The following is a 20082-nucleotide window of genomic DNA, read 5'->3' on the forward strand; positions in this document are numbered from 1 at the left end:
GGATGACATCGAACAATTGGGCGATTGAAGTAATAGGCCTCAAAAAATCCTATAAAAACGTGGAAGTGTTGCGGGGGGTGGACTTCACTGTTCAGAAGGGTTCAACTTTTGCGCTTCTAGGGTCCAACGGCGCGGGTAAAACTACTATGATCAAAATTCTTGCCACCCTGCTCCAGCCCGACAACGGAAGCGCAAAGATTAATGGAGAAGATGTAACTAAGCAACCAGAGCAAGTACGTAAGGAAATCAGCCTGACAGGACAAAGCGTCACCGCAGACTATATCCTGACCGGACGCGAGAATCTGCGAATGATGGCCAAACTCCGCCATTTGAAAGATCCTGAGAAACAAGCCGATGAGTTATTACGTCGTTTTGACTTGCTCGATGCCGCTGATCGCCGAATCTCCACGTATTCCGGAGGGATGTGTCGGCGCTTGGATTTGGCCATGAGCTTACTGGGTAACCCTTCGGTCATTTTTCTCGATGAGCCGACCACCGGACTTGACCCGCAAGCGCGTCTTGCTATGTGGGATATGATCAAGGATTTAGCGAGATCAGGTGTCACTGTTTTTTTAACTACACAGTATTTAGAGGAAGCTGACCATCTAGCCGATCAAATCGCGATCTTACACGAAGGTCATATCGTGGCAAGCGGCAGTCCCGCGGAGCTAAAAAATAGATTGCCTAAGGGTCATATCGAGCTTCGATTCGACAATGAAACAACGCTAAATCAAGCACAAGATCTTTTAGAGGAATTTAACGCGACTGCAGATTTGAACAATCTCACGCTATCCGTCATTACAGACGGAAGTACGAGACAGATGATGCGTCTGCTAACGAAAGCAGCGGAAGCTGACATAGAAATTGCCGAGTTTGCGCAGAAACTGCCCTCGCTTGAGGATGTTTTTCTCGCGATCGTCACTAGCAAAAAGGAGGACTCCCGATGAAATTCATTCATTTTCTAGGCGATACCGCCGTAATGAGTGGGCGTGTCATTCGCCATTCCACACGTAGCATCGACACGATTATTACCGTCATAGCCATGCCAATCATGATCATGCTGCTCTTTGTTTACATCTTTGGCGGAGCGATGAACACCGGTGATGTAAGCTATATCAATTATATTGTACCCGGAATATTGCTCTTTTGCATTGCTAGTGGCGTGGCTTATTCTTCTCTTCGTATCAATAACGATCTCACGAAAGGCATATTCGAGCGTTTCCACTCCATGCCGATCGCAAAAGCTTCTATTCTAGGCGGTCATGTGGTTGCTTCATTAGTTTTTAACGTCATTTCCTTGCTTGCCATTTTCCTTGTTGCCTTCGGAATGGGATTTCGACCGAAAGCAGATGTGCTCGGCTGGGTATTAGCCATTGGTATTTTGTTGCTTAGCGTACTTGCGTTTACTTGGATTGCCGTCACCTTCGGCTTGCTTGCTAAATCATTTGAAGGAGCAGGAGTATTTTCTTACATTTTGATGTTACTTTTATTCGTTAGTTCTGCCTTTGCGCCGACCGACAGCATGCCTTCGGCTATACGCGTATTCGCAGAATATCAGCCCATGACACCGCTTATCGAGAGTATTCGTTCACTTTTACTCGGAGGAACGGCAGATAAAACTACGCTTGTGGCGGTATTATGGAGTTTAGCAATACTTGCGTTTTTCTGGGCTTCCGCAATGCGAGTGTATAAACGGAGAATGAAATAGACGTAAAAAAGAGCCGGTGGCTTCTCGAAAGAGGGGGATACCGGCTCTTTGTGTGCACAGGATAATTTTAAGATGCTGGCTGAATGGTGGGGGGAATATTTCTGTGCTATTCTAGAAATGTGATTTATATAAAATTTTTGTACATAGAATTAGAAGTACCGGATTTGGTAATTAATTTTAATAGGCGAATGGGGAATGAATGATATTTTTTAAAAATGGGGGAGTAAGTTATAGTGATACCAAACGAAGCACAAAACAAAAAACATTGGAAACGGGATATAATTATCTTTCTAAGTAGTCAAACATTTTCGTTATTCGGTTCTGCTTTAGTTCAATATGCTATTATGTGGTACGTTACGCTTACAACAAAATCAGGTATGATGATGACATTATTTATTATTTGTGGATTCATTCCTACCTTTTTATTATCACCGTTTGCAGGTGTATGGGCGGACCGTTTCAACCGGAAATATCTTATTATGATAGCAGATGCCATGATTGCCTTTGTTACACTGATTTTAGCCATTACATTTTTGCTTGGTTATGATGAGATATGGTTGTTGTTCGCCATTGCTGCAGTTCGTGCGCTCGGAGCTGGGGTTCAATCTCCTGCGGTTGGGGCAATATTACCTCAAATTGTACCAGAGGATAAGCTGACGAAAGTAAATGGGATTAACGGAAGTCTTCAAGCACTAATGATGTTTGTTGCACCTATCGTTAGCGCGTCATTGCTTTCATTGGCAACAATTGAGGTCATTTTCTTTATCGATGTTATCACAGCGGCGATAGCGATCTTAACATTATCTTTCTTTTTGAAAATACCGTTGCATAAAAAAGCGACTGATAAACAAACGACAAGCTATTTGGACGATTTTAAACAGGGTTTAAGCTATATTAAAAACCACAGCTTTCTCAAAACTTTTTTCATTTTTTTCGCCTTTTTCTTCGTATTGATGGCACCGGCTGCATTTTTAACACCGCTACAAGTGACACGCAGCTTCGGAGATGATTATTGGCGATTAACAGCCATTGAAATTGCTTTTTCTATCGGTATGATGGCTGGCGGAGCAATTATTGCTTCATGGGGCGGCTTTCGAAACAAAGTATATACAATGACTTTTGCTAGCTTAATTATGGGTGTATGTACGTTCGCTTTGGGTATTGTACCTGTTTTTTGGATCTACTTGGTTATGATGGCTATTTTCGGCGTAGCTATGCCCGTCTTTAATACACCGACAACCGTAATGCTACAAGAGAAGGTAGATCCGGATTACTTGGGACGCATATTCGGAGTCTTTGGTATGATATCGACTTCCATGATGCCAATTGGAATGCTGATATTCGGTCCGCTCGCGGATGTAATTGAGATTGAATGGCTCCTTGTTGGAACAGGGGTGTTAATTGTAATACTGTCCATTATCTTCATTCGAAACAAACGTTTAGTTGAAGCTGGGATGCCTTTAATACAGGAAGCATCACAAGAGTAGAATTTTGCTAGAAGCGAGAACTTGAAACCCTTGTGTAGATAAAAAAAGAAGCTCTCCTAAAGTTCGATTGAACTTTATGGAAGGCTTTTCTTAATTAGAAAAAAGGAGACCGACAATGACTTATTCACAGATGTGGAACAACGCAGGAAATGAAGCTGAAATTCTCTATTTGGAACAGCAGATTGTGGTCATCAAAAAAGAAATAAAACGAGCAAAAACCGCAGAACAACAGGAGATATTGGATCAAGCGAATCGCAAGCTGGCTGAGTTGGAAGCGAAGCTGGATGAGCTAGAGGAGTAGGGGCTAACCGCCCCATCGTTGCATCAATATTTTGACAGCTTGAATATCGGCCTCGCAACAGTGCGAAGCCAATAAGCAAATACGGTCGTTCCGGTCCATGAGGTTCGCTTACTCTGTAGGTATTGATCGTTGATAATATAAGTCCGGGTGGAAGCAGGGCTTTTCAAACCGAACTTTTCCCACTCTGCCGGATCATTCGAACCCCCGAGCTTTTCAAGCATATTTTCCGACGCGATATTTATTTTAGAAGGAATTTGCTCGTAGGCTTCAGTGATTTGCGCATGAAATTCGTCGATTGGATTGCGGCTGGCAAGGCTCTCCAAGTGAATGCCTTCGCGAAGGTAAGAAACGTAAGCAAGATGGTCAGCCCAGAATTCGTCGATATAAAAAAGCCGTACCCGTTGCTCCGCTGGGCTCAACGGCTGCTCACCTTTCAAAATTCGCAGCCGCTCCGCGTATAGAATTCGCCTCTGATCCTCCACCATATCCGAATAACAGTTCAGTTCCTTGTGGATATCAAAGTTCTGGCCCATAACAATCCGCTGAATACTTGTGATCTTGCTGCTGAGCCCCGTCTCTTCAAGAGCCTCTTCCTGCCTGGGAGCGCGAACTGCTTTATGGATGCCGAAGCGAAGCAGTAACTCGTCCTCCAAGCTTACATAAAAAACGGAGGCCCCCGGGTCGCCTTGGCGACCGGAACGCCCGCGCAACTGGTCGTCGATTCGCACGCTTTCGTTCACATGGGTGGCAATTACGTACAACCCGCCTAGCTTTGCGATTACCTCCGCTTGCGTGGGGTCGACGCCGCCGAGCCGGATGTCGACCCCGCGTCCCGCCATATTTGTAGACACCGTCACTGCACCGGTTTCTCCCGCTTTGGCGATGATGTTTGCCTCTTCCGCATCGTTTTTCGCATTTAGAACATGGCAAGGTACGCCAGCAACTGCTAGTGCCTCTGCCAGTATGGCAGACTCTTCGACGCTTGACGTACCAATGAGAATTGGACGTCCCGTCCTATGGACGGATGAGATTTCTTGTACGAGTGCCTTAAGTTTGGCATCTTTATGGGTATAAATCCGGTGCAGATGGTCGATCCGGATGTTTGGCCGGTTCGGCGGAATTTGCAGCACCTGCAGCGCATAAATATCTTCGAAGTCCATTGCGGATGCATGAGCGGTAGCCGTCATTCCGCAAATCTGCGGATACAGGCTGATGAAGTGTTGAATGGTGATCGTCCCGAGGATTTTCCCGCCGGCTATGGAGTACAGCCCTTCTTTTGCCGTAAGCGCGGCTTGAAGCCCGTCCGGCAAATACCGGTTCTCCGCCACTCGGCCGGTGTATTCTTCGATCAGCTCGATTTTTCCGTCCCGGACGATGTAATCGACGTCTTTCTTTAATAACGATTCTGCATGCAGCGCGCAATTTAATGATGTCAGCAAGTGACTGTTATGGCTATCGTACAAATTGCCGCATCCCAGCAGCGATTCCGCTTGCGCAGCGCCTGTTTCATTTAAGTAAACGTTCCGCTGGAACTCGTCGAAGTCGTAATGCTCATCTCGCTTGAGCTGCCGAGCTACTTCTGCGAAACGAAAGCCGTCGCTCCTGGAAGAGGGAGAATCACCGCTTATGACTAGTGGCACCCGAGCTTCGTCGAGAAGCAGCGAATCCGCTTCGTCGACGATGACGTAGTGGAAAGGACGATGAACGGTATCGGCTTCGTTTAGTGCAATTGTGTCGCGCAAGTAATCGAATCCCGCTTCTTTGGCCGTAACATAGGTTATATCCTTGGCGTATGCTTCCTGTTTCTCGGACAGGCTCATGCCCGCTTGAACCGAGTTTACCGTTAATCCGAGGAAACGATAGATCGGGCCCATCCATTCCGCATCCCGTTTGGCTAAATAATCGTTAAAAGTCAGCACATGAATGCCTTTGCCAGTCAGTGCATTTAGATATGCAGGCATAACAGCAGAAAGTGTTTTTCCTTCACCGGTATGCTGCTCGATCAAGAATCTCTCGTGTAGAGCGATGGCAGCCATGATCTGGACATCGTATGGATTTAATCCAAGCTTTCTCTTCGCTGCCTCGCATACTAACGCATAAGCAGCGATAAGCAGCTCATCCAAAGGTGTACCTGATTTTGCTTCTTTTTGTAGCCGGAGGGATTCCGCTTGAAGCTGCCCATCGTCCCATGCTTCCAAATTCCGTTTTCTGATGAGCTCCACTTTGTCCTGATAAACTTTCAGCTTATTCTGGGTATCGCGGTCTTTGAATTTTTGCATCAATTTGACGGCTATATTCATAGAAATCTGATCTCCCCTCGATAGCAATACGCTTAGTTTTGAACAATATTTACGCTGATCAGTCCGTTAACAAGTTCATGGATTCAATCTACCAAAATATTCTATTAAATGCAATTTGGACAAAGGCGTTGGAATCAAACAAAGGTCTGGCGCAGTCTTTTTTGATAGTGCTGGGATTGAGATCTTTGTTAATCTTTTATATGTTTTTTTTACACGCTTCATGGCATTACACAAGCAAGATTTTGGATGTTTTATGGCGCTTGGCTTTACCAGGAGGCAAATATCTTTTGTTCTGGCAAAGTTCACTTTAGGAATTGCGATCACGGGTTGCCTCTTGGTGACGGGGTTTGGGTATCTTGGCTCCAACGTGCTTATGGGGATGCTGGAAAGTACCTATTCCTTTCCATATTTTGAACCCGGGATTCATTTCGGATCTGTTGTCAACGGTATCTTAATTCCAGTCGGTGGAACACTGCTTATAACGATATGTGCTGTGTTTTCGTTTATGAAGCAAGAGATTCATGATTTGTTAAACATTTCAATTTCAGCACAGCCCCGCCCGATCAAAGGGGGGGGGGCGGGCCGCCAACCGTGTAGTAAATCATTGCCGGAGAAGTACCGGTTGTCTTTCCGTGTTGCTCTCCGTAAATAGAATATATTAATCTTGAGTGTTTGTACGATTCTTCTGACTACATTGTTGTTCATACTGACCTATTCTTTATATCAATCCAGTGGTGCAGTCGTGAATAACCAAATGTCGGGCATAGGATATACCTATGACAATTACTTATCCGGAATCTCAGAATGATAATGAAAATGGCAGATCCTCCTGGAGGTATTATCTCCAGCAATCAGCGCAGCTGGCGCAAAAGAACGGCAGTGTTATCTCAGCACAGATGCTGGGACTCGACAGCGGGGGGACTATGTTCATACTGCTCGATACTAATCATAACAGGCTTAGAATTGATAATCTGAGAGGAGTCATTGTCAGTCGCTCGTTCAGCTGGTTGTATGGCATCCAGAAAGGGGGGAGGTTTCGGTACAGTTTCTTTGTACTGTGTACGATTGAAGAGACCTTTACTAGTGAATTGAAACTAAAAGCAGCCAGTGCGTGCCGATAGATTATCGGCATACACTGGCTGCTTAATTTTTTATACAAGGGAGGACGGTCTCATGACTGCATAACTTACGGATGACTAAAGGACTATTCGACTTGGAACTGGTTTAATTCGTCCTGAAGCTTTTTGGACAACTGGTTGAGTTGCTGGGATAGCTCGGCAACCTGTTCAATGCTGTCTAATTGTTCCTGCGTGCTTGCGCTAACTTCTTCCGTCGAAGCGGAATTCTCTTCTGTAGTTGAAGAAATGATTTCGAGTGCCTGTAGGATTTCATCTTTGTGTTTATGGACTTTGGAGGTGTTGCTGCTGATTTGAATCATACGTAATCTCAAAGCCTCCAAATCGCTGTTGATGCTAAAGAATACCTGTTTCGTAGCCTCCACGGATTTTGCATTTTCTTCGGCAATTTCAAGCCCTTGGGCTGTGTATTCCACAGATGCTCTAGTTTTCTCTTCGATTTCATGAACCTTTCTGCCAATCTCCTGTGTAGCCTGTGCAGTCTGCTCCGCCAACTTGCGAACCTCTCCGGCAACAACGGCAAATCCGCGTCCCTGTTCTCCCGCACGTGCTGCTTCTATGGAAGCATTTAGCGCCAGCAGATTGGTTTGCGTAGCGATTTGATGTACCGTGTCCACGATGCTCGAAATTTCATGACGGCTTTGATCAATATCATGGATGGCAGACGATATCGAATGAGTGGAGTTGTGATTTTCTTCTGCCCATTTTGATAACTGATCCAACACACCCAACCCCAGTTCGCTCTGGTCGGCAGAAGCCTGCACCATCGTCTCTATGGCTATGGCATCATTTGCGATTTCGTCAATTTGACCAGATAATGATCCGGTTTTTTGCAAAATGGTATCCGTTTCGATCGACTGATAGTTGGTTGCATTCGCAATCTCATTAATGGCTGTGGCTGTATCGTTCATCGTTATAGCTGTACGGGAAGAAATAGATTGCAGATCCTTTGAGGATTGGTTTAATACCTGAGCGGAGGTACCCACTATTTGGAGCATCCCTTGAATTTTCTGGACCATGTTGAATATTCCGTTGGAGATCTGTCCAATTTCGTTGTTGGAATAGGCATCAAATTGAACCGTCAAATCCCCATTTTCCACCCGTTTGATTTTGGTAAGCAGCTTCGGTATGGATCTGAGCAGATAACGGAGCGTGATATACGAAAATAGAACGAGCAGAATCGCCGCTGCAACAAACCCGCCAATAGTAATCCAGGTGAACTTTTTTAATTCGGAGAGCACTTCACGCTCTGAAATAGTTAAACCTACGGACCAGCCGGTATCTTTACTTGTAGCATAGCCGATGTAACGGCGTTCTCCGTTGTCATTAATCAGATGTACTCCAGATTCACCAGCGATCATTTTCTTGCCGATCCCCCCAAGATCACCTGGCAGCTCATTAATCTTTTCCTTTGTGACCTTAGATTGGTCTGGGTGATACAGAATATCACCTGTTTTGGAGGCGAGAATGGAATAACCAGTGCTGCCTAGCTTATAGCTTTCCATTATCTCAGGGATATTTTTAGACGCTATATCAACCGCGACAAAACCGATTAATGTATTGTTGTCATTTTTTATCGGATAAAAAATACCCATCAGCATATCGCCTGTAGTGATGTCAATATAAGGATCGGAGTAGTATAGGCCGTCTGCTTCGATTGCTGGCTTATAATACGGCCGTTCTTTAATGTTAAAAGCAGCATCTGATGTCGTACCATTGTTGAGGATGTAAAAACCTTTGCCGGCAGTACTAGCAATCCATGCATCTGCAAAAGTGGGTTCCACCTTTACAATGGCAGCTAGTGTCTTTGCTACTTCAGCGGCATGCGGTGAAGTCTTGGCCATTTCAGGAGCTTCGGTGGTTTCGATGTATTGTTTGAATAAGTTATTCGTTGACATTTGCTTGACCAGTGAACCCTTTTCCTTAAATAGTGCATCAAATTGACTGACAAGTGCCTGTGTTTTGGTCTGAAGCATAGATTCTTGTTGTTTCACAAGTATGCTGCGAGTGCTGGAAAACATAAAGGTTCCCAAGATTGAGAAGACGACAACAATAATAACTAAAAGTACAATGGACAAAGTATTTGCTATGCTTGATGAACCAAACCGCCTTTTTTTTAGTTGTTGTAACATGCTACCATCTCCCCCAAGTTGTTTCTGAGCAAATAGCTCATAAGAACATATCGGAAGATAGTGAGATTTTCGAAATAGTAATTTTGAGAATAAAAAAATTAAATTAAAATAGATAACGCACAGGATAAACCCTTGACTGGTGCGGGATTTCAAGATGATGGGGGGTGAGGGAGATCTTAACAATTAGCCTGTTGGCTTGGCACATTGCAGCTACCGAATAGAGGCGAATTGTTATTTTTTTAGGTGATGCTTAACTGCTTTTTTCGGACTTCTTGTTTGTATATTGCTTCCAGCTTTTACGGTTGATAATGATTATCAATTATACTTCCGATAGGAAGGAGGCGAGTAAAGATTTTAAATGCTGATGTACTGTTATGGAGAAGTTAAAGTAAGCAGATTTGCACCGATGTCTTTATAGTTTTATAATTGTAGTTTACAGAATCGTATTACTGGGAGGAATGGGGAAATGGATAAAAATAGAAAATACATGCTTGTCGGTGCGCTTCTGACAGGGGTAGGTGTCTCTTTAATGGCCTATACAGCAAGCCGCTATACTTCGTTTAAACGAATCGTAGCCAATACCGTCCGTTTGGAAGAAATCGCCTCTCTAGAAATCTCGCGATTGTCTTCAGTTCCCGGTGAAAAGAAAGACATCATTATTACCGATCCTGCTGTTATTGAGCGGATTTTTACTGATTTCTCTCATGTTCAATTAATGAAATCGGCCCGAAATGTCAGTTCTGACAAAAACTTTAGTTATTATATTACGATAGTTCAGGCTGATTGCAAGCAACGATTTGATATTATTTTAAAAAGCAGACAGCATATAATCATCTATGACAATGATTTAAGCAATCCTCATTTGAATGCATATAAAATAATCAGTCCTTATAATCCGCAAGCACTGGAACAGGTTTTTGACTGATACGCAACCGCTAACTTCATTCACCTAATTTATATAGAAGTGCGCAATGAAGTAATATCGTAGCCCATTTTCTGCATAGCATCTAATCCATATATGATCTCTATTGTCCGGATGCCGTCCCAGCCTTTTTTATGGTTTTGCAGAAGATAGCCTGTATTCAGCGGACAACCGGTAATAGGGTCATCCCATGTTAGGATTTGGATGCGTAGCGGGTGGAGCTTTACATTTTTTTATGATAAACCTTTAATTCAAAACAGACTCCGTTTGTCATAGATTCTCATGCCCAGTATGTAGCTGTATTCCAGTTCCCTGAGCGTGATAGAATGCAGATTTTTTTTCATAAAAATCGCCTCTCATCTCAATAATTTTTTTATCATAGCAAGCATAGGGATATTTTTCAAGCAATCAACAAGGAGGATGTTCATATGAAGTATGAATTTGGGGTCATGGCATCCATTACAGAATTGGTAGAGTACCCGGATGAGCATAATGATGCCTACATTGCGCACCCAAATTTTCAGATCATCATGGATCAATTGGGCATTACAGTACCCGTTGCGGAGATTTATGAACATTTTTTTGCCAACCCTGTTCACAACGGACATGTGCTCGTTTACAGCAATCCAGTGCAGCCAAACGCTTGTATTGTCCTCGACACTTACCGTGATCCGCTGGACCAGCTAGATATGATTTATTTCGGATGGCGCTGTTCGTCCGAGATAGACTTGATCCGCGAGCTGTCCCGGCGCTTTTATGATGAATGTGAATTTGCGGTCCGTTATGAAGAAGGTCAATCCGTACTTTACAAGTTGTTGAAGGAGGATACCTATCCGCGAAAGTTTTACTACAATACCGTGTTTGAGCAGCAGTTGAAGCGATACCCGGCCAAATAGGCGATAGAAATACATAACCGAATAACTTAACAAAAAAACGCGAGTTCAGGGCAGTGCCACCCGGATTCGCGTTTTCTATATACTTGATTTTGAAATGCTCTACTTCATTCAGCAATTACTGCGCCGTCAGCAGCTGCTCCAGAATTTCGGCGGGAATCTTCAACAGGCCCAGATCCTTCAGCGAACGGCTGCGCTGCCGCATGCCTCCTGACAGCTGATGAGGATAATGATCCTTGTAGGAAGCAAGAGCTGAACTGTCTGCAGGGCACAATTAAGGATTTTGCGCGGAAGGAGGTTGTTTTTAAAAAAGACGATATTCTGGATTCGGTGGGCATTATTATCCATGGTAATGTTTTGCTGTACAAAGATAATATCTCAGGCATGAGATTAATGTTCTCGGAACTCGGGGATGGAGAAATCTTTGGCGAAACGGCGCTTCGCCTTGTCCAAGAGCACAGCGGCTATGAAGCGGTGGCGGGTTCGGAATGCCGGATTCTGTTTATCAAAATAAATAAAATTGTCCGGCCCAGCCAGGACACTTGCCATTTAAGGGGCCGGATCATTGAGAATATGTTGGCCCTGCTGCTTGAGAACAACCGGTCTATCTATCAAAAGCTGGATCTGGTCTCCCACAAATCGCTGCGGGACCGTATCCTGCATTATTTGGCACTCCAGACCCAAAAACAATTCCGCCTGTTTTGAAATTCCGTTTACCCGCAGCGACCTAGCTGATTATTTGACTGTTGACCGCAGCGCTATTTAAATCGAAGGCAAATTATAAATTTCTCCAAACATTGAAAAGGAGTACACAGCTGAAAACGCATTGGAAAATTTGACCGATCTAAACAGCTAAAAGTGGTAGTTGAGGTTAGCTAACTGTTGACTTGAGTTTTGATTTGTTGATTTTAACAATCTTTGAAAGCGACTTGTGCTTGGAATAAAACTTACTATCTTTCGGAGTTACTCATACTGCCTTCACCATGTTAAGTCCGGCGCTCTATAGTGTATCGCTGTTACCACGGTGTAACTGCTTTCTCAGGCCAATGGTTGACTCCCTGTTGACTTGAAATAATTTATGTTACTCTGTACAAACCTTACATCGCCATAACTCCAGCACGAAAAACCCGCGTTCGGCGCAGGTTCTTCATGTTAACTATTCTCCAGTAGCCACCGGATTCTCCTCATACGAAATCCAGTCACTCCAGCTTCCCGCATACAACCGCACATTCGTTTAACCGTCCTTATCCAGCTTGGAGAAATGCTCCTGCAACTCCTCGGCACTTTTGTAGCTTCCATCTGCATTTTGCGTTCTTTCCAGAAGAAGTTGAACGCTTCAGGGATATGCACGGCATTAATGAATTATGTTGTGAACAGGGGCATTGATTACATAATAGAGGCTAGAGAAGGATTTTCGGTATGAAGCTATTTACGCGGTCAGTGAACCGTGTAGACGCATTATATTATTGCTGTAATGTACAGTATCTCCTAATACTCAGACATATATTAATTTGTGGAGTCTGATAGAGACTTTGACTACAATTTAGGAGGAGTAGATATGACTATCTTATCAACCGGGCCAATTGAGAATAGTCCTGTCAGCGGGGTTAGACCCACACAACAGGTAACGATCAAATTCGTTAACCGGGATTCGATAATATCTTCGACGATTCAGGTAGAAGGTTATGTATTGAACGGAACCCGAACACTGTATGCGCAAGATGAATTTGTACTCTCTCCCAATCAAGTGATAACGAAAAACTACTACGCCGATCTAAATGCATTTGAATTTATTTTCACCCTGGAGGAGGCTGCTTCAGAAGTGACTCAAATCTCAGCATGGGGGAAAAATTCGTCAGGGCAGCTGGTCACAGCTCACCGGCTTGTTTCCTCTGAAGTTCTTGATACCGCAGGAACAACAGTTTTCGAATGGGGGGAAACGATCTTTTGGGCGGATTCAGCAGTTCCAGGGCCGGGCAGTGGATCTCCGTTTAACCCATTCAAATCACTGCAGGCTGCAATAGATGAAGCAGCCAACAGTCCTTTGGCAGTGGCAATCGGTATGAGAGCACGCTGCATTGTGCTAATTGCGGCAAATTCGATTTTTGATGAAGATATTGTCATCCCGCCAGCCCGGCACATTCAGTTGCTTGGTCTGGGCCCGTGGGTGCTTGGCAATTCTGATCTGGCGAATTTCGCATCTTCAACCCCCCGTAATGTAACGATTCAGACTAGTCAGGCTGCCGAAGACGTATATCTCGTACAAGGACCCACCTTTGATGCGCGCCCGGTAACTGTGTTAGGCACGTTTGATAACGGCACATCCGTAAGCACACATACGAATTATACGGACGGAGCCATTATCAGCGGCAATATTACTTTCCAGAATGTTGCTGTGGGGGATCCCTTTACAACGATAGAATTTCAGCTTCTGAATGCCCGGGTAGTCGGAGATATCGTCCAATCGGGACACATGGGTAACTTAAACACCTATCTATATCATAGTCGCATCAATACAATGGTTCATACTGGGCTTAACATTCAGCGTATGGTTGACAGCCAGTCGGATGGGATAATTAATGTTCGCGGCTATTCCCATATCACAAACACAAATATTATTGGTGCAGTCACTGTAACACTTGCTTTGGCAGATGTGCCGCCAACCGGGATTTTTAGCAGCCAGTTTGGCACAATTACCTGGACCGGTCCGCTAACGCTGGATGCAGCATCTAACTATTATTTTGTAAACAGCGGTTCAACGTTAATCGGCACCAAAACAGTACTTTTCAGTTTGGCTTAGGAGTTATCAGGGGCTTGTGATTTGCAGCTCGATGGGGCCATCAATCGGTCAGCATGGACATCGCAGAGGAGCATTGCATTGATTTTCTTCCGTTTGAGTCTACCAAATTACTTATCTTAATCTCTCACTGCAATTAATCTCTCCCGTCACCACTGCATTCTCCTTATAGCTAAGCCAGTCACTCCAGCTGGAATCTCTGTCAGAAACTGCTTTTAGAGTTACTGTTCTCTGGCATCCTGACCTCAGCTAGTTAAATCCTGGGTACGTCAGGTATCTGACCTCGAATAGCCCTGTAAAGAGGCTATTCGTCGTTCAGGTGCTTGAGAACAGGCGATCTCTTGTTCTTCCAGTAAAAAAACTGATACCTTGGTATAAGGTAGCCGGTTGCTCTACTTGTATGTGCGATAAAGTTAGTAGCTTGTCTGCAGCTTTTGTATTGAATTGTTGCGGCTGTAATGGAAGCAAGCTCAGACAACTTGGTAAAATAAAACAGCGCGTCACATCATGTCTCACTTTAACTTGCTTACAATATTGATGGTTGTGTCCTGATTATTCGAAGAATTGCTCGCGTACTGAAGATTGATCAACAGAACATCGTTATGAGGATAGCTTTTAAATCCTTCTTAAATGATATCTCTCGCCTTTGCCGGATCATGATTCCTGTATATATAGGCTTCATCACAAATGCTCTTGATTTTGTGTTTTTTTTTCATACAAGTGGTGGTCAAACAACCCATCAATGCTTATATCAAATCATCGTACGAAATCAGGTCACTCTTGTACCAAGCAGCTAGCGTTTGGAATCGATAGCATCCATTGAATCCGATTTAGGGGAATTGACACAGGCATTCCCTGCTTTTACAATTGCCTATGAGTTGAAAGACTTATGAGAGAGAGGCATACGCTGTGGAAACTATAGTAAGTCAAGCTTGGCCGGAATGGAGTGGAACGCTACGGAAGCGGAGCGGGGGTTGGAACAACACCACTTATTTTGTGGAAAATAGCGGGAAACGCGCAGTCCTTCGCATATATGATACACACAAGGACAGAAACAAGATTGAGTTTGAGCATGCTGTGCTGCAGCAGCTTGGAACACGAGCTTTGCGTTTCAACGTACCTGTTCCTATTCTAACGACTACCGGTGAAACTTTGATTCAGTTAGGGGAGAATGGCAAATTCGCCTGCTTGTTCCGATATATCGATGGAGTTTCACCTACGGAGGAAGAGGTTTCCTATCTAGAATCCTTTGGAGAGGCAACGGGTATTTTATCTGAAGTGCTGTCAGTTATTGATCCCGGCCTTACTCCGGTGTACCGGCCATATTATGAATTACGGACGTCCTATCCGTTATGCGGTGTAGAAGTCATTCGTGAGCTGTGCCTGAATCCGCCGGAACCTTTTACGGATCTGGGGGATGAGCTGGTTATGCTCTACAGAGCTTATGGAAATATTACAGGTTCGCTGAATGAACTGGAGGGAATGCCTCACCAACTGGTACATGGTGACTTGAACGCTTCTAATCTGCTGGTACGTTCAGAAGACTCGGGGCAGGTGTCCTCGCTGCTTGATTTTGAGTTCTGTACATATGATTTGCGGGTCATGGAGCCAGCGGTTATTCTATCTGGGCTGCTTGGGCATGCGGAGGAAAAGAAGATGATTCGTGATTTTTGCCGGGGCTTCAGCCGCAGTATCCGCCTCACCCCAGCCGAAATCAGCGCCATTCCAGTGCTGATGCTGCTGAGGAAAATCGATGTCTTTCTTCATTTTGTCACCCGTTATCTGGAGGGCACCGATGAATCCTGGGTACTGCATGAGCAGACAAAACTGCTGTCCGCAGATTTAATCCAGTTGTCTGCAGGAACAGCAGAAATTCTGGTGATATTGCAAGAAGAGCAGGGAAGCGCAAGCAGGCTATAGCTCATTTCCGCTAGTAGGTTTCACCGCCGCTCCTTTGCTGTTCAGGATTTCTTTATATACCTCAATCGCCAGCGCCCGTGACTGCTTAAGATCAACGATGGCATAGGGTCTAGGCAGGTGAATAGCTTTATCGGACAAATCTGCCAGCTCCGGCAGCCAGGTGCGTATATAATCTCCGCTAGGGTCATGAGTCTGGGACTGTGTTACCGGATTCATGACCCTGAAGTAAGGGGAGGCATCGAATCCGAGCGAGGAGCTCCACAGCCAGCCGCCTCGGTTCAGCACATTATCATAATCGCTCAGCTTCAGCCGGAAGTAACGCTCCCCGTAAATAAATGGACAGCCCAGATTTTTAGTAAGAAACATGGCAGTAATCATTCGTAGTCGATTCGGCATCCAGCCGGTTGTGTTCAGTTGGATCATGGCGGCATCGATTACCGGAATGCCAGTTCTTCCCGTAGACCAGGCCTCAAAGTATTTCGTACCTAGCATGCTCAAATCATACACCTTCTCATAGCTGAAGAAATCAGCATCCAGCCGGGCCTGATACAGATAGAAATCCCGCCAGGCTAGCTGTCGCAACCATTCTTCCCCGTCGGTTTCTGCTTCCGCCAGCCGAGTATACACAGTGCGTGCCGAAATGGTACCCGTATTGAGGTGTCGGCTGATCCGGCTGGTGCCTTCCTGTGCATACCTGTCACGGCTCACGTGATAATCCCGTAAATGCGAGTCTATAAATTGCTCAAGCATATCGCTTGCATCTATCTTCTTTCCTGAAGACGCTAGCTCTTCAAACTGAAGTCTAATCTCCTCTGGAATCTTGAAATCTTCGGCAATTCTCTCGTCCAGCGTGGACGTTGACAACTCAGCCAAGGGTGAAGAATAAGGCGGATGAAACCGCTCTGCCATGAAGCTGCGCCAGCGGCGGTAGAACGGTGTGAATACCTTGAAGGGCTCTCGCCGCCCGCACCAATCCATGAAATCTTCCAGATCGCAGAGCATGCTGTCGTGAAAAATTGTGAAACAGATGCTGAGTGAAGCCGACGTATCGCGCAGGCTCATGTCTCTTTGTAATGCATAAGGGGTGTAATCGGCATGAACCATTAATTCCTGAATTGGGTAGGTTTCGCTCAGCCTCTTGACAATAATATCAGGCTCGCCATAAAGAATATGTAGCTGCTTGCCCCCGGTTGCGTACTCCTGCTGAAGTCTTGAGACCTGCGTCAGGAAGTTTACCCCGCTATGCTCAAGATAGCGTTGTTTGCGCAGCAGAAAAGGCTCCAGAATCAACACATGAAGGCTGCGAGAGCCAGAAGAACGTATGGCCTCGAAGGCCGGAAGATCGCTAGTCCGAAGATCCTTGCGGTGAATGAAGAGAATCATTAGAAGTATTTCCTTTCTGTTATCTGAGGGTATTAACTGCCTGTCCATAATACGATAGATTTGAAGTTTTGGCGATGAGCTGGCCCAGCTAGCCGAATTAAAGTCAGAAGATTAGGATCGTGGGAATGCATCCACCCGGGGTGGTTGCCTATGGGCTTCTGGGGCTACAGCCACTATAGAATATGTGGTGGGAACTGTTCGAGCAGAACATTGAGTCGATCTGGATTGAGGAGCAGGATATAGCCAATACAAGAATAATTATCTGCTGGTTCTGAGAAGCTACCAGAGCGGCATTGATTGGCAAATGCTGAATATAACTGAACTTAATTGGGCAGCCATCTGCGAAATAATAGAACTGCAATGGGAGAGGTTTTTCTTGTCCGATCCGCTCTTGGCACTGCTGCAAGCGGAGGAGATGACCAAGCTGATTGTTCAAGTGCATCAAGGATATATCCTTAAGCACAAAAAGTCCGCGCTATGAGCAGACTCTTCATGTATATTCTTACCTATTGGCTATCGGATTCCCCTCTTACGAGATGAACCGCTAGAATGATCCTATTTGGCAGCTTCTGCTTCTTCATAGATGAGGCACCGAAGAGTCTGATCTGGGTAGCGTAACTCTGCAGTATAACTGCTGCCGTCTTCGAGCAACATTTTGACTGCGACCATGCCACGCTTATTATTTACGTCAGTGTCTGTCAGGGAAGCCATGACGATTTTTCGGGTTTCTCCTTGTCTGTCTGTAACTATTTTTGTAGCCTCGTTAATCCAGGTTGCATCCTTTTGGACAGCGATGGCTGCTTCAGCATTGACAGGAGTTCTTGTGAGTGAAAAATTAGCTGCGGTCGTATCTATTACCGTCCGGGTAGAGGGATCAATAATTACGGTATATTGCCAAAATTCCTTACCTTGTCCTCTTAAGGTGTTGGTTTTATAAGGGGCGAAGATTACCATCCAGGTCTTTTTCTTTGATAGCATGGATTCTCCTTGGCTTGCTTTTACTTCAAGCTTGGAGACGTCAGCTCCGAATATTTTACGCACGCTTGAAGCGGCCATGGCGACGGCGTCGGTCTGGCTCAAATTCCCTGTTTCTTGAGGGGTTACAATATTCCGCTTGGACAAGGCATAGGCCTCCCGGTAGAACCAGTCAATATATTGTAACAGTTCCTCGTCAGTCAATGTCCGATTCGGATACTTGAGCGTGTTTTTCTCCAAGTCAAAATAAAACTCCGCTTGTCCCGATTTTAACGGGAACAGTTGCTTGGGACGAAGGCCGTCATACACATACTGGTCTTCCAATATCAGCCTCCGGTTTATTTCATCCTCGGTCATCTCCCTTCCGATGGTGATAATTTCGTTATTGGGCTTGTCCGCAAAATCATAAATTTGCTGCATTTCTTCTCGGGTCATCAGCTGCTCTAGATCTCTGTTCACAGTAGATACCGGAGCTTCTGCTTCTACTTTTAGTACGGGTGCCTTGCTGCTGTTCAAGGTTAGATTGCCCGAGTCTTGTACTGCAGAAATGCTCTTGGCGGCGGTGGTGTTCACAAATCCTGGGACAATCATTGCGCTCACCGCCAGCACGCTTCCAGAGAACACGAGTACAGCGAGTGTAGCGGAAATCTTGTTGTTCTTCATTTAACTTAACCTCCATTGGGATCGGATGATGATGAATCTTCCTAACCTTAATCCAAAGATGTTATAGAGTAGGAGGGCAGTTGTTATAGAGTTGTAAAAAGAGTCTGATGCTAGTTCCCTCGCCGAGGACAGAGTTTAAGGACAGTCTGGCCTTATGCGCTTCAGCAATTTGCCGACATAAGGATAATCCTAGGCCAGCGCCGCCATATTCACGTGAACGAGCCTGGTCTCCCCGATAGAAAGGTTCAAACACACGTTTAGCCATCTCTGCGGTGATTCCGGTTCCCGTATCACGGATTTCTAGCACGGCTTCTCCATCCAGCTCATAGGCTAGCATGTGGATTTCGCTGCCTTGCTTGGAGGCATGAATCGCATTCTCAACCAGATTTACCAATAATGAAGCTAGTAAATCGGGATCTCCCCAGACATTTGAAATCGTATGTTGGACATGAAATCTTATGCCAGCATCCGTCAATTTTGGGCGCTCCGTCTGTTGGATAGCTTGAAATAGTTCCGAAATATCCACCTGCTGAAGTGCCAACGGCTGATGCCGGAGGACAGACAAATCCAGCAGCTTGAAGGCCAGATTCTTGAGACGAAGGGTTTCACTAAGAATATAGCCACCTGCAGTTTGCTGTTCTTCCTGTCCAATATTGGCCGTGGTCAGAAACTCGGCGAACCCCTGCATGCTGGTCAAAGGCGTGCGCAACTCGTGGGCCAAATTATCCACCATCCTTTGTTTCTCTTCAGCCATGTCCGAGAGTTCGGTAACCCTCTGTTCCACGGCCTCCGCCATCCGGTTGAAGTTCAAGGCCAGTTCGCCAAATTCATCTTTGCTGCGCAGTTGCACCCGTTTCGTATAGTCGCCTTCGGCGATTGTTTTGCTGGTCTCTGATAGGAGCTTTAGCGGCTTGCTTAGATGCCGGATTAGAAGATAAAGAAGAAGCAGCAGAACGGGTCCCACGATCCAGTTAATCATTACAAAAAAGCGGTTCAGTTCCTGTTGCTTGTTGAAGAGCTCACTGATATCACGCTGATAGACAAGCAGCAAATGCTGGTAAGGAGCAGGAAGCTGAGCGGAGAGCTGAATAGAGCGTTCGTCTGAGGATTCAGGCCGATCGCTTTTTCCAAAATTAGATTTCCCGAATTGTCCTTTTTGGGGAGGGTAAATCATTCGGTCGTTCTCCCATAGCTGTAAATAGATTCCCTGCTTACGGTAGTAATCGCCATAGGACTCAGAGACGCTAGCCAGTAGAATAGGGGTCAATGCCGTTCCCCGTGCTTGAATAGAATTAAGGTTCTCATAAATATTGTTGGCGATTAACAATTGCTCACTGGATGCTCTCTGCATTTCACTGTCCATGTTTAGCTGCCAGCTTTTTTTCATCACCATAATGACACTTACATCCAGAGCAGCAATAAAGAGAGCGAGTACCGACAGCAGAATCTTATGCCAGAATCTCAT

Annotated in this window: 16 protein-coding genes and 1 pseudogene; 11 read left to right on the forward strand and 6 right to left on the reverse strand. The window is 45.2% G+C overall.

The window, feature by feature from the left end; genetic code table 11:
- Positions 1-2 precede the first annotated feature (2 nt).
- The 4 genes from NYE25_RS02990 (at position 3) to NYE25_RS03005 (ending at position 3496) form a co-directional block, all read left to right on the forward strand.
- Positions 3-947: an ATP-binding cassette domain-containing protein gene (locus tag NYE25_RS02990; protein WP_341145065.1), complete on the forward strand. Its 945-nt coding sequence runs from the start codon at positions 3-5 to the stop codon at positions 945-947.
- Positions 944-1708: an ABC transporter permease gene (locus NYE25_RS02995; RefSeq protein WP_042187644.1), complete on the forward strand. Its 765-nt coding sequence runs from the start codon at positions 944-946 to the stop codon at positions 1706-1708. Before NYE25_RS02990 ends, NYE25_RS02995 begins: the two co-directional genes overlap by 4 nt.
- 233 nt (positions 1709-1941) lie before the next feature.
- Positions 1942-3195, forward strand: coding sequence for an MFS transporter (locus NYE25_RS03000; RefSeq protein ID WP_341145066.1), 1254 nt, complete (start codon positions 1942-1944; stop codon positions 3193-3195).
- A gap of 115 nt (positions 3196-3310) precedes the next feature.
- Positions 3311-3496 carry a hypothetical protein gene (locus tag NYE25_RS03005; RefSeq protein WP_341145067.1) on the forward strand — a complete coding sequence of 62 codons (186 nt, stop codon included), beginning with the start codon at positions 3311-3313 and terminating at the stop codon, positions 3494-3496.
- A 23-nt stretch (positions 3497-3519) separates the two neighbouring features.
- On the opposite strand, the gene NYE25_RS03010 is transcribed toward NYE25_RS03005, so the two are convergent.
- Positions 3520-5796, reverse strand: coding sequence for a preprotein translocase subunit SecA (locus NYE25_RS03010; RefSeq protein ID WP_341147673.1), 2277 nt, complete (start codon positions 5794-5796; stop codon positions 3520-3522).
- 115 nt (positions 5797-5911) lie between these two features.
- On the opposite strand from NYE25_RS03010, the gene NYE25_RS03015 reads away from it, so the two are divergent.
- On the forward strand, positions 5912-6448 hold the full coding sequence (locus tag NYE25_RS03015) for an ABC transporter permease (protein WP_341145068.1): 537 nt from the start codon (positions 5912-5914) through the stop codon (positions 6446-6448).
- Between the two features lie 124 nt (positions 6449-6572).
- Complete coding sequence (locus NYE25_RS03020) at positions 6573-6917, forward strand: hypothetical protein (RefSeq protein ID WP_341145069.1); 345 nt, start codon at positions 6573-6575, stop codon at positions 6915-6917.
- Between the two features lie 83 nt (positions 6918-7000).
- On the opposite strand, the gene NYE25_RS03025 is transcribed toward NYE25_RS03020, so the two are convergent.
- Entirely contained in the window at positions 7001-9064 is a 2064-nt protein-coding gene (locus NYE25_RS03025) for a methyl-accepting chemotaxis protein (RefSeq protein WP_341145070.1), read from the reverse strand.
- 466 nt (positions 9065-9530) lie between these two features.
- Here NYE25_RS03025 and NYE25_RS03030 point away from each other — a divergent pair, with 466 nt between their 5' ends.
- From NYE25_RS03030 to NYE25_RS03040, 3 genes are all read left to right on the forward strand, one after another.
- Positions 9531-9989: a hypothetical protein gene (locus NYE25_RS03030; RefSeq protein ID WP_341145071.1), complete on the forward strand. Its 459-nt coding sequence runs from the start codon at positions 9531-9533 to the stop codon at positions 9987-9989.
- A gap of 425 nt (positions 9990-10414) precedes the next feature.
- Positions 10415-10882, forward strand: a complete 468-nt coding sequence (locus NYE25_RS03035; protein ID WP_341145072.1) for a hypothetical protein — start codon at positions 10415-10417, stop codon at positions 10880-10882.
- Positions 10883-11209: 327 nt separating this feature from the next.
- Complete coding sequence (locus tag NYE25_RS03040) at positions 11210-11584, forward strand: Crp/Fnr family transcriptional regulator (protein WP_341145073.1); 375 nt, start codon at positions 11210-11212, stop codon at positions 11582-11584.
- A gap of 451 nt (positions 11585-12035) precedes the next feature.
- On the opposite strand, the pseudogene NYE25_RS03045 reads toward NYE25_RS03040, so the two are convergent.
- Positions 12036-12232: pseudogene (locus NYE25_RS03045) on the reverse strand (sulfurtransferase); the annotation flags it as partial.
- A 205-nt stretch (positions 12233-12437) separates the two neighbouring features.
- Between NYE25_RS03045 and NYE25_RS03050 the strand changes: the two are divergent.
- Together NYE25_RS03050 and NYE25_RS03055 are read left to right on the forward strand one after the other, a co-directional pair.
- Entirely contained in the window at positions 12438-13679 is a 1242-nt protein-coding gene (locus NYE25_RS03050) for a hypothetical protein (protein WP_341145074.1), read from the forward strand.
- A 906-nt stretch (positions 13680-14585) separates the two neighbouring features.
- The gene (locus NYE25_RS03055; RefSeq protein WP_341145075.1) at positions 14586-15596 is read left to right on the forward strand and encodes a phosphotransferase enzyme family protein; all 1011 of its coding nucleotides are present in this window, start codon (positions 14586-14588) and stop codon (positions 15594-15596) included.
- On the opposite strand, the gene NYE25_RS03060 is transcribed toward NYE25_RS03055, so the two are convergent.
- The 3 genes from NYE25_RS03060 to NYE25_RS03070 form a co-directional block, all read right to left on the reverse strand.
- Complete coding sequence (locus NYE25_RS03060; RefSeq protein WP_341145076.1) at positions 15591-16979, reverse strand: cryptochrome/photolyase family protein; 1389 nt, start codon at positions 16977-16979, stop codon at positions 15591-15593. The two genes, NYE25_RS03055 and NYE25_RS03060, sit on opposite strands and share 6 nt — an antisense overlap.
- Positions 16980-17534: 555 nt before the next feature.
- Positions 17535-18617: a hypothetical protein gene (locus NYE25_RS03065; protein ID WP_341145077.1), complete on the reverse strand. Its 1083-nt coding sequence runs from the start codon at positions 18615-18617 to the stop codon at positions 17535-17537.
- A gap of 61 nt (positions 18618-18678) precedes the next feature.
- Positions 18679-20082, reverse strand: coding sequence for a sensor histidine kinase (locus NYE25_RS03070; RefSeq protein ID WP_341145078.1), 1404 nt, complete (start codon positions 20080-20082; stop codon positions 18679-18681).

This window comes from Paenibacillus sp. FSL E2-8871, assembly GCF_038000345.1.
GTDB lineage: Bacteria > Bacillota > Bacilli > Paenibacillales > Paenibacillaceae > Paenibacillus_AQ.

What these genes read in the sequence shown, in the direction of transcription:
- NYE25_RS03050 (WP_341145074.1), top strand. Translation starts at nt 12,438, where the DNA reads ATGACTATCTTATCAACCGGGCCAATTGAGAATAGTCCTGTCAGCGGG.
- NYE25_RS02990 (WP_341145065.1), top strand. Translation starts at nt 3, where the DNA reads ATGACATCGAACAATTGGGCGATTGAAGTAATAGGCCTCAAAAAATCC.
- NYE25_RS03005 (WP_341145067.1), top strand. Translation starts at nt 3,311, where the DNA reads ATGACTTATTCACAGATGTGGAACAACGCAGGAAATGAAGCTGAAATT.
- NYE25_RS03070 (WP_341145078.1), bottom strand. Translation starts at nt 20,082, where the DNA reads ATGAGATTCTGGCATAAGATTCTGCTGTCGGTACTCGCTCTCTTTATT.
- NYE25_RS03035 (WP_341145072.1), top strand. Translation starts at nt 10,415, where the DNA reads ATGAAGTATGAATTTGGGGTCATGGCATCCATTACAGAATTGGTAGAG.
- NYE25_RS03020 (WP_341145069.1), top strand. Translation starts at nt 6,573, where the DNA reads ATGACAATTACTTATCCGGAATCTCAGAATGATAATGAAAATGGCAGA.
- NYE25_RS03065 (WP_341145077.1), bottom strand. Translation starts at nt 18,617, where the DNA reads ATGAAGAACAACAAGATTTCCGCTACACTCGCTGTACTCGTGTTCTCT.
- NYE25_RS03010 (WP_341147673.1), bottom strand. Translation starts at nt 5,796, where the DNA reads ATGAATATAGCCGTCAAATTGATGCAAAAATTCAAAGACCGCGATACC.
- NYE25_RS03030 (WP_341145071.1), top strand. Translation starts at nt 9,531, where the DNA reads ATGGATAAAAATAGAAAATACATGCTTGTCGGTGCGCTTCTGACAGGG.
- NYE25_RS03025 (WP_341145070.1), bottom strand. Translation starts at nt 9,064, where the DNA reads ATGTTACAACAACTAAAAAAAAGGCGGTTTGGTTCATCAAGCATAGCA.
- NYE25_RS03060 (WP_341145076.1), bottom strand. Translation starts at nt 16,979, where the DNA reads ATGATTCTCTTCATTCACCGCAAGGATCTTCGGACTAGCGATCTTCCG.
- NYE25_RS02995 (WP_042187644.1), top strand. Translation starts at nt 944, where the DNA reads ATGAAATTCATTCATTTTCTAGGCGATACCGCCGTAATGAGTGGGCGT.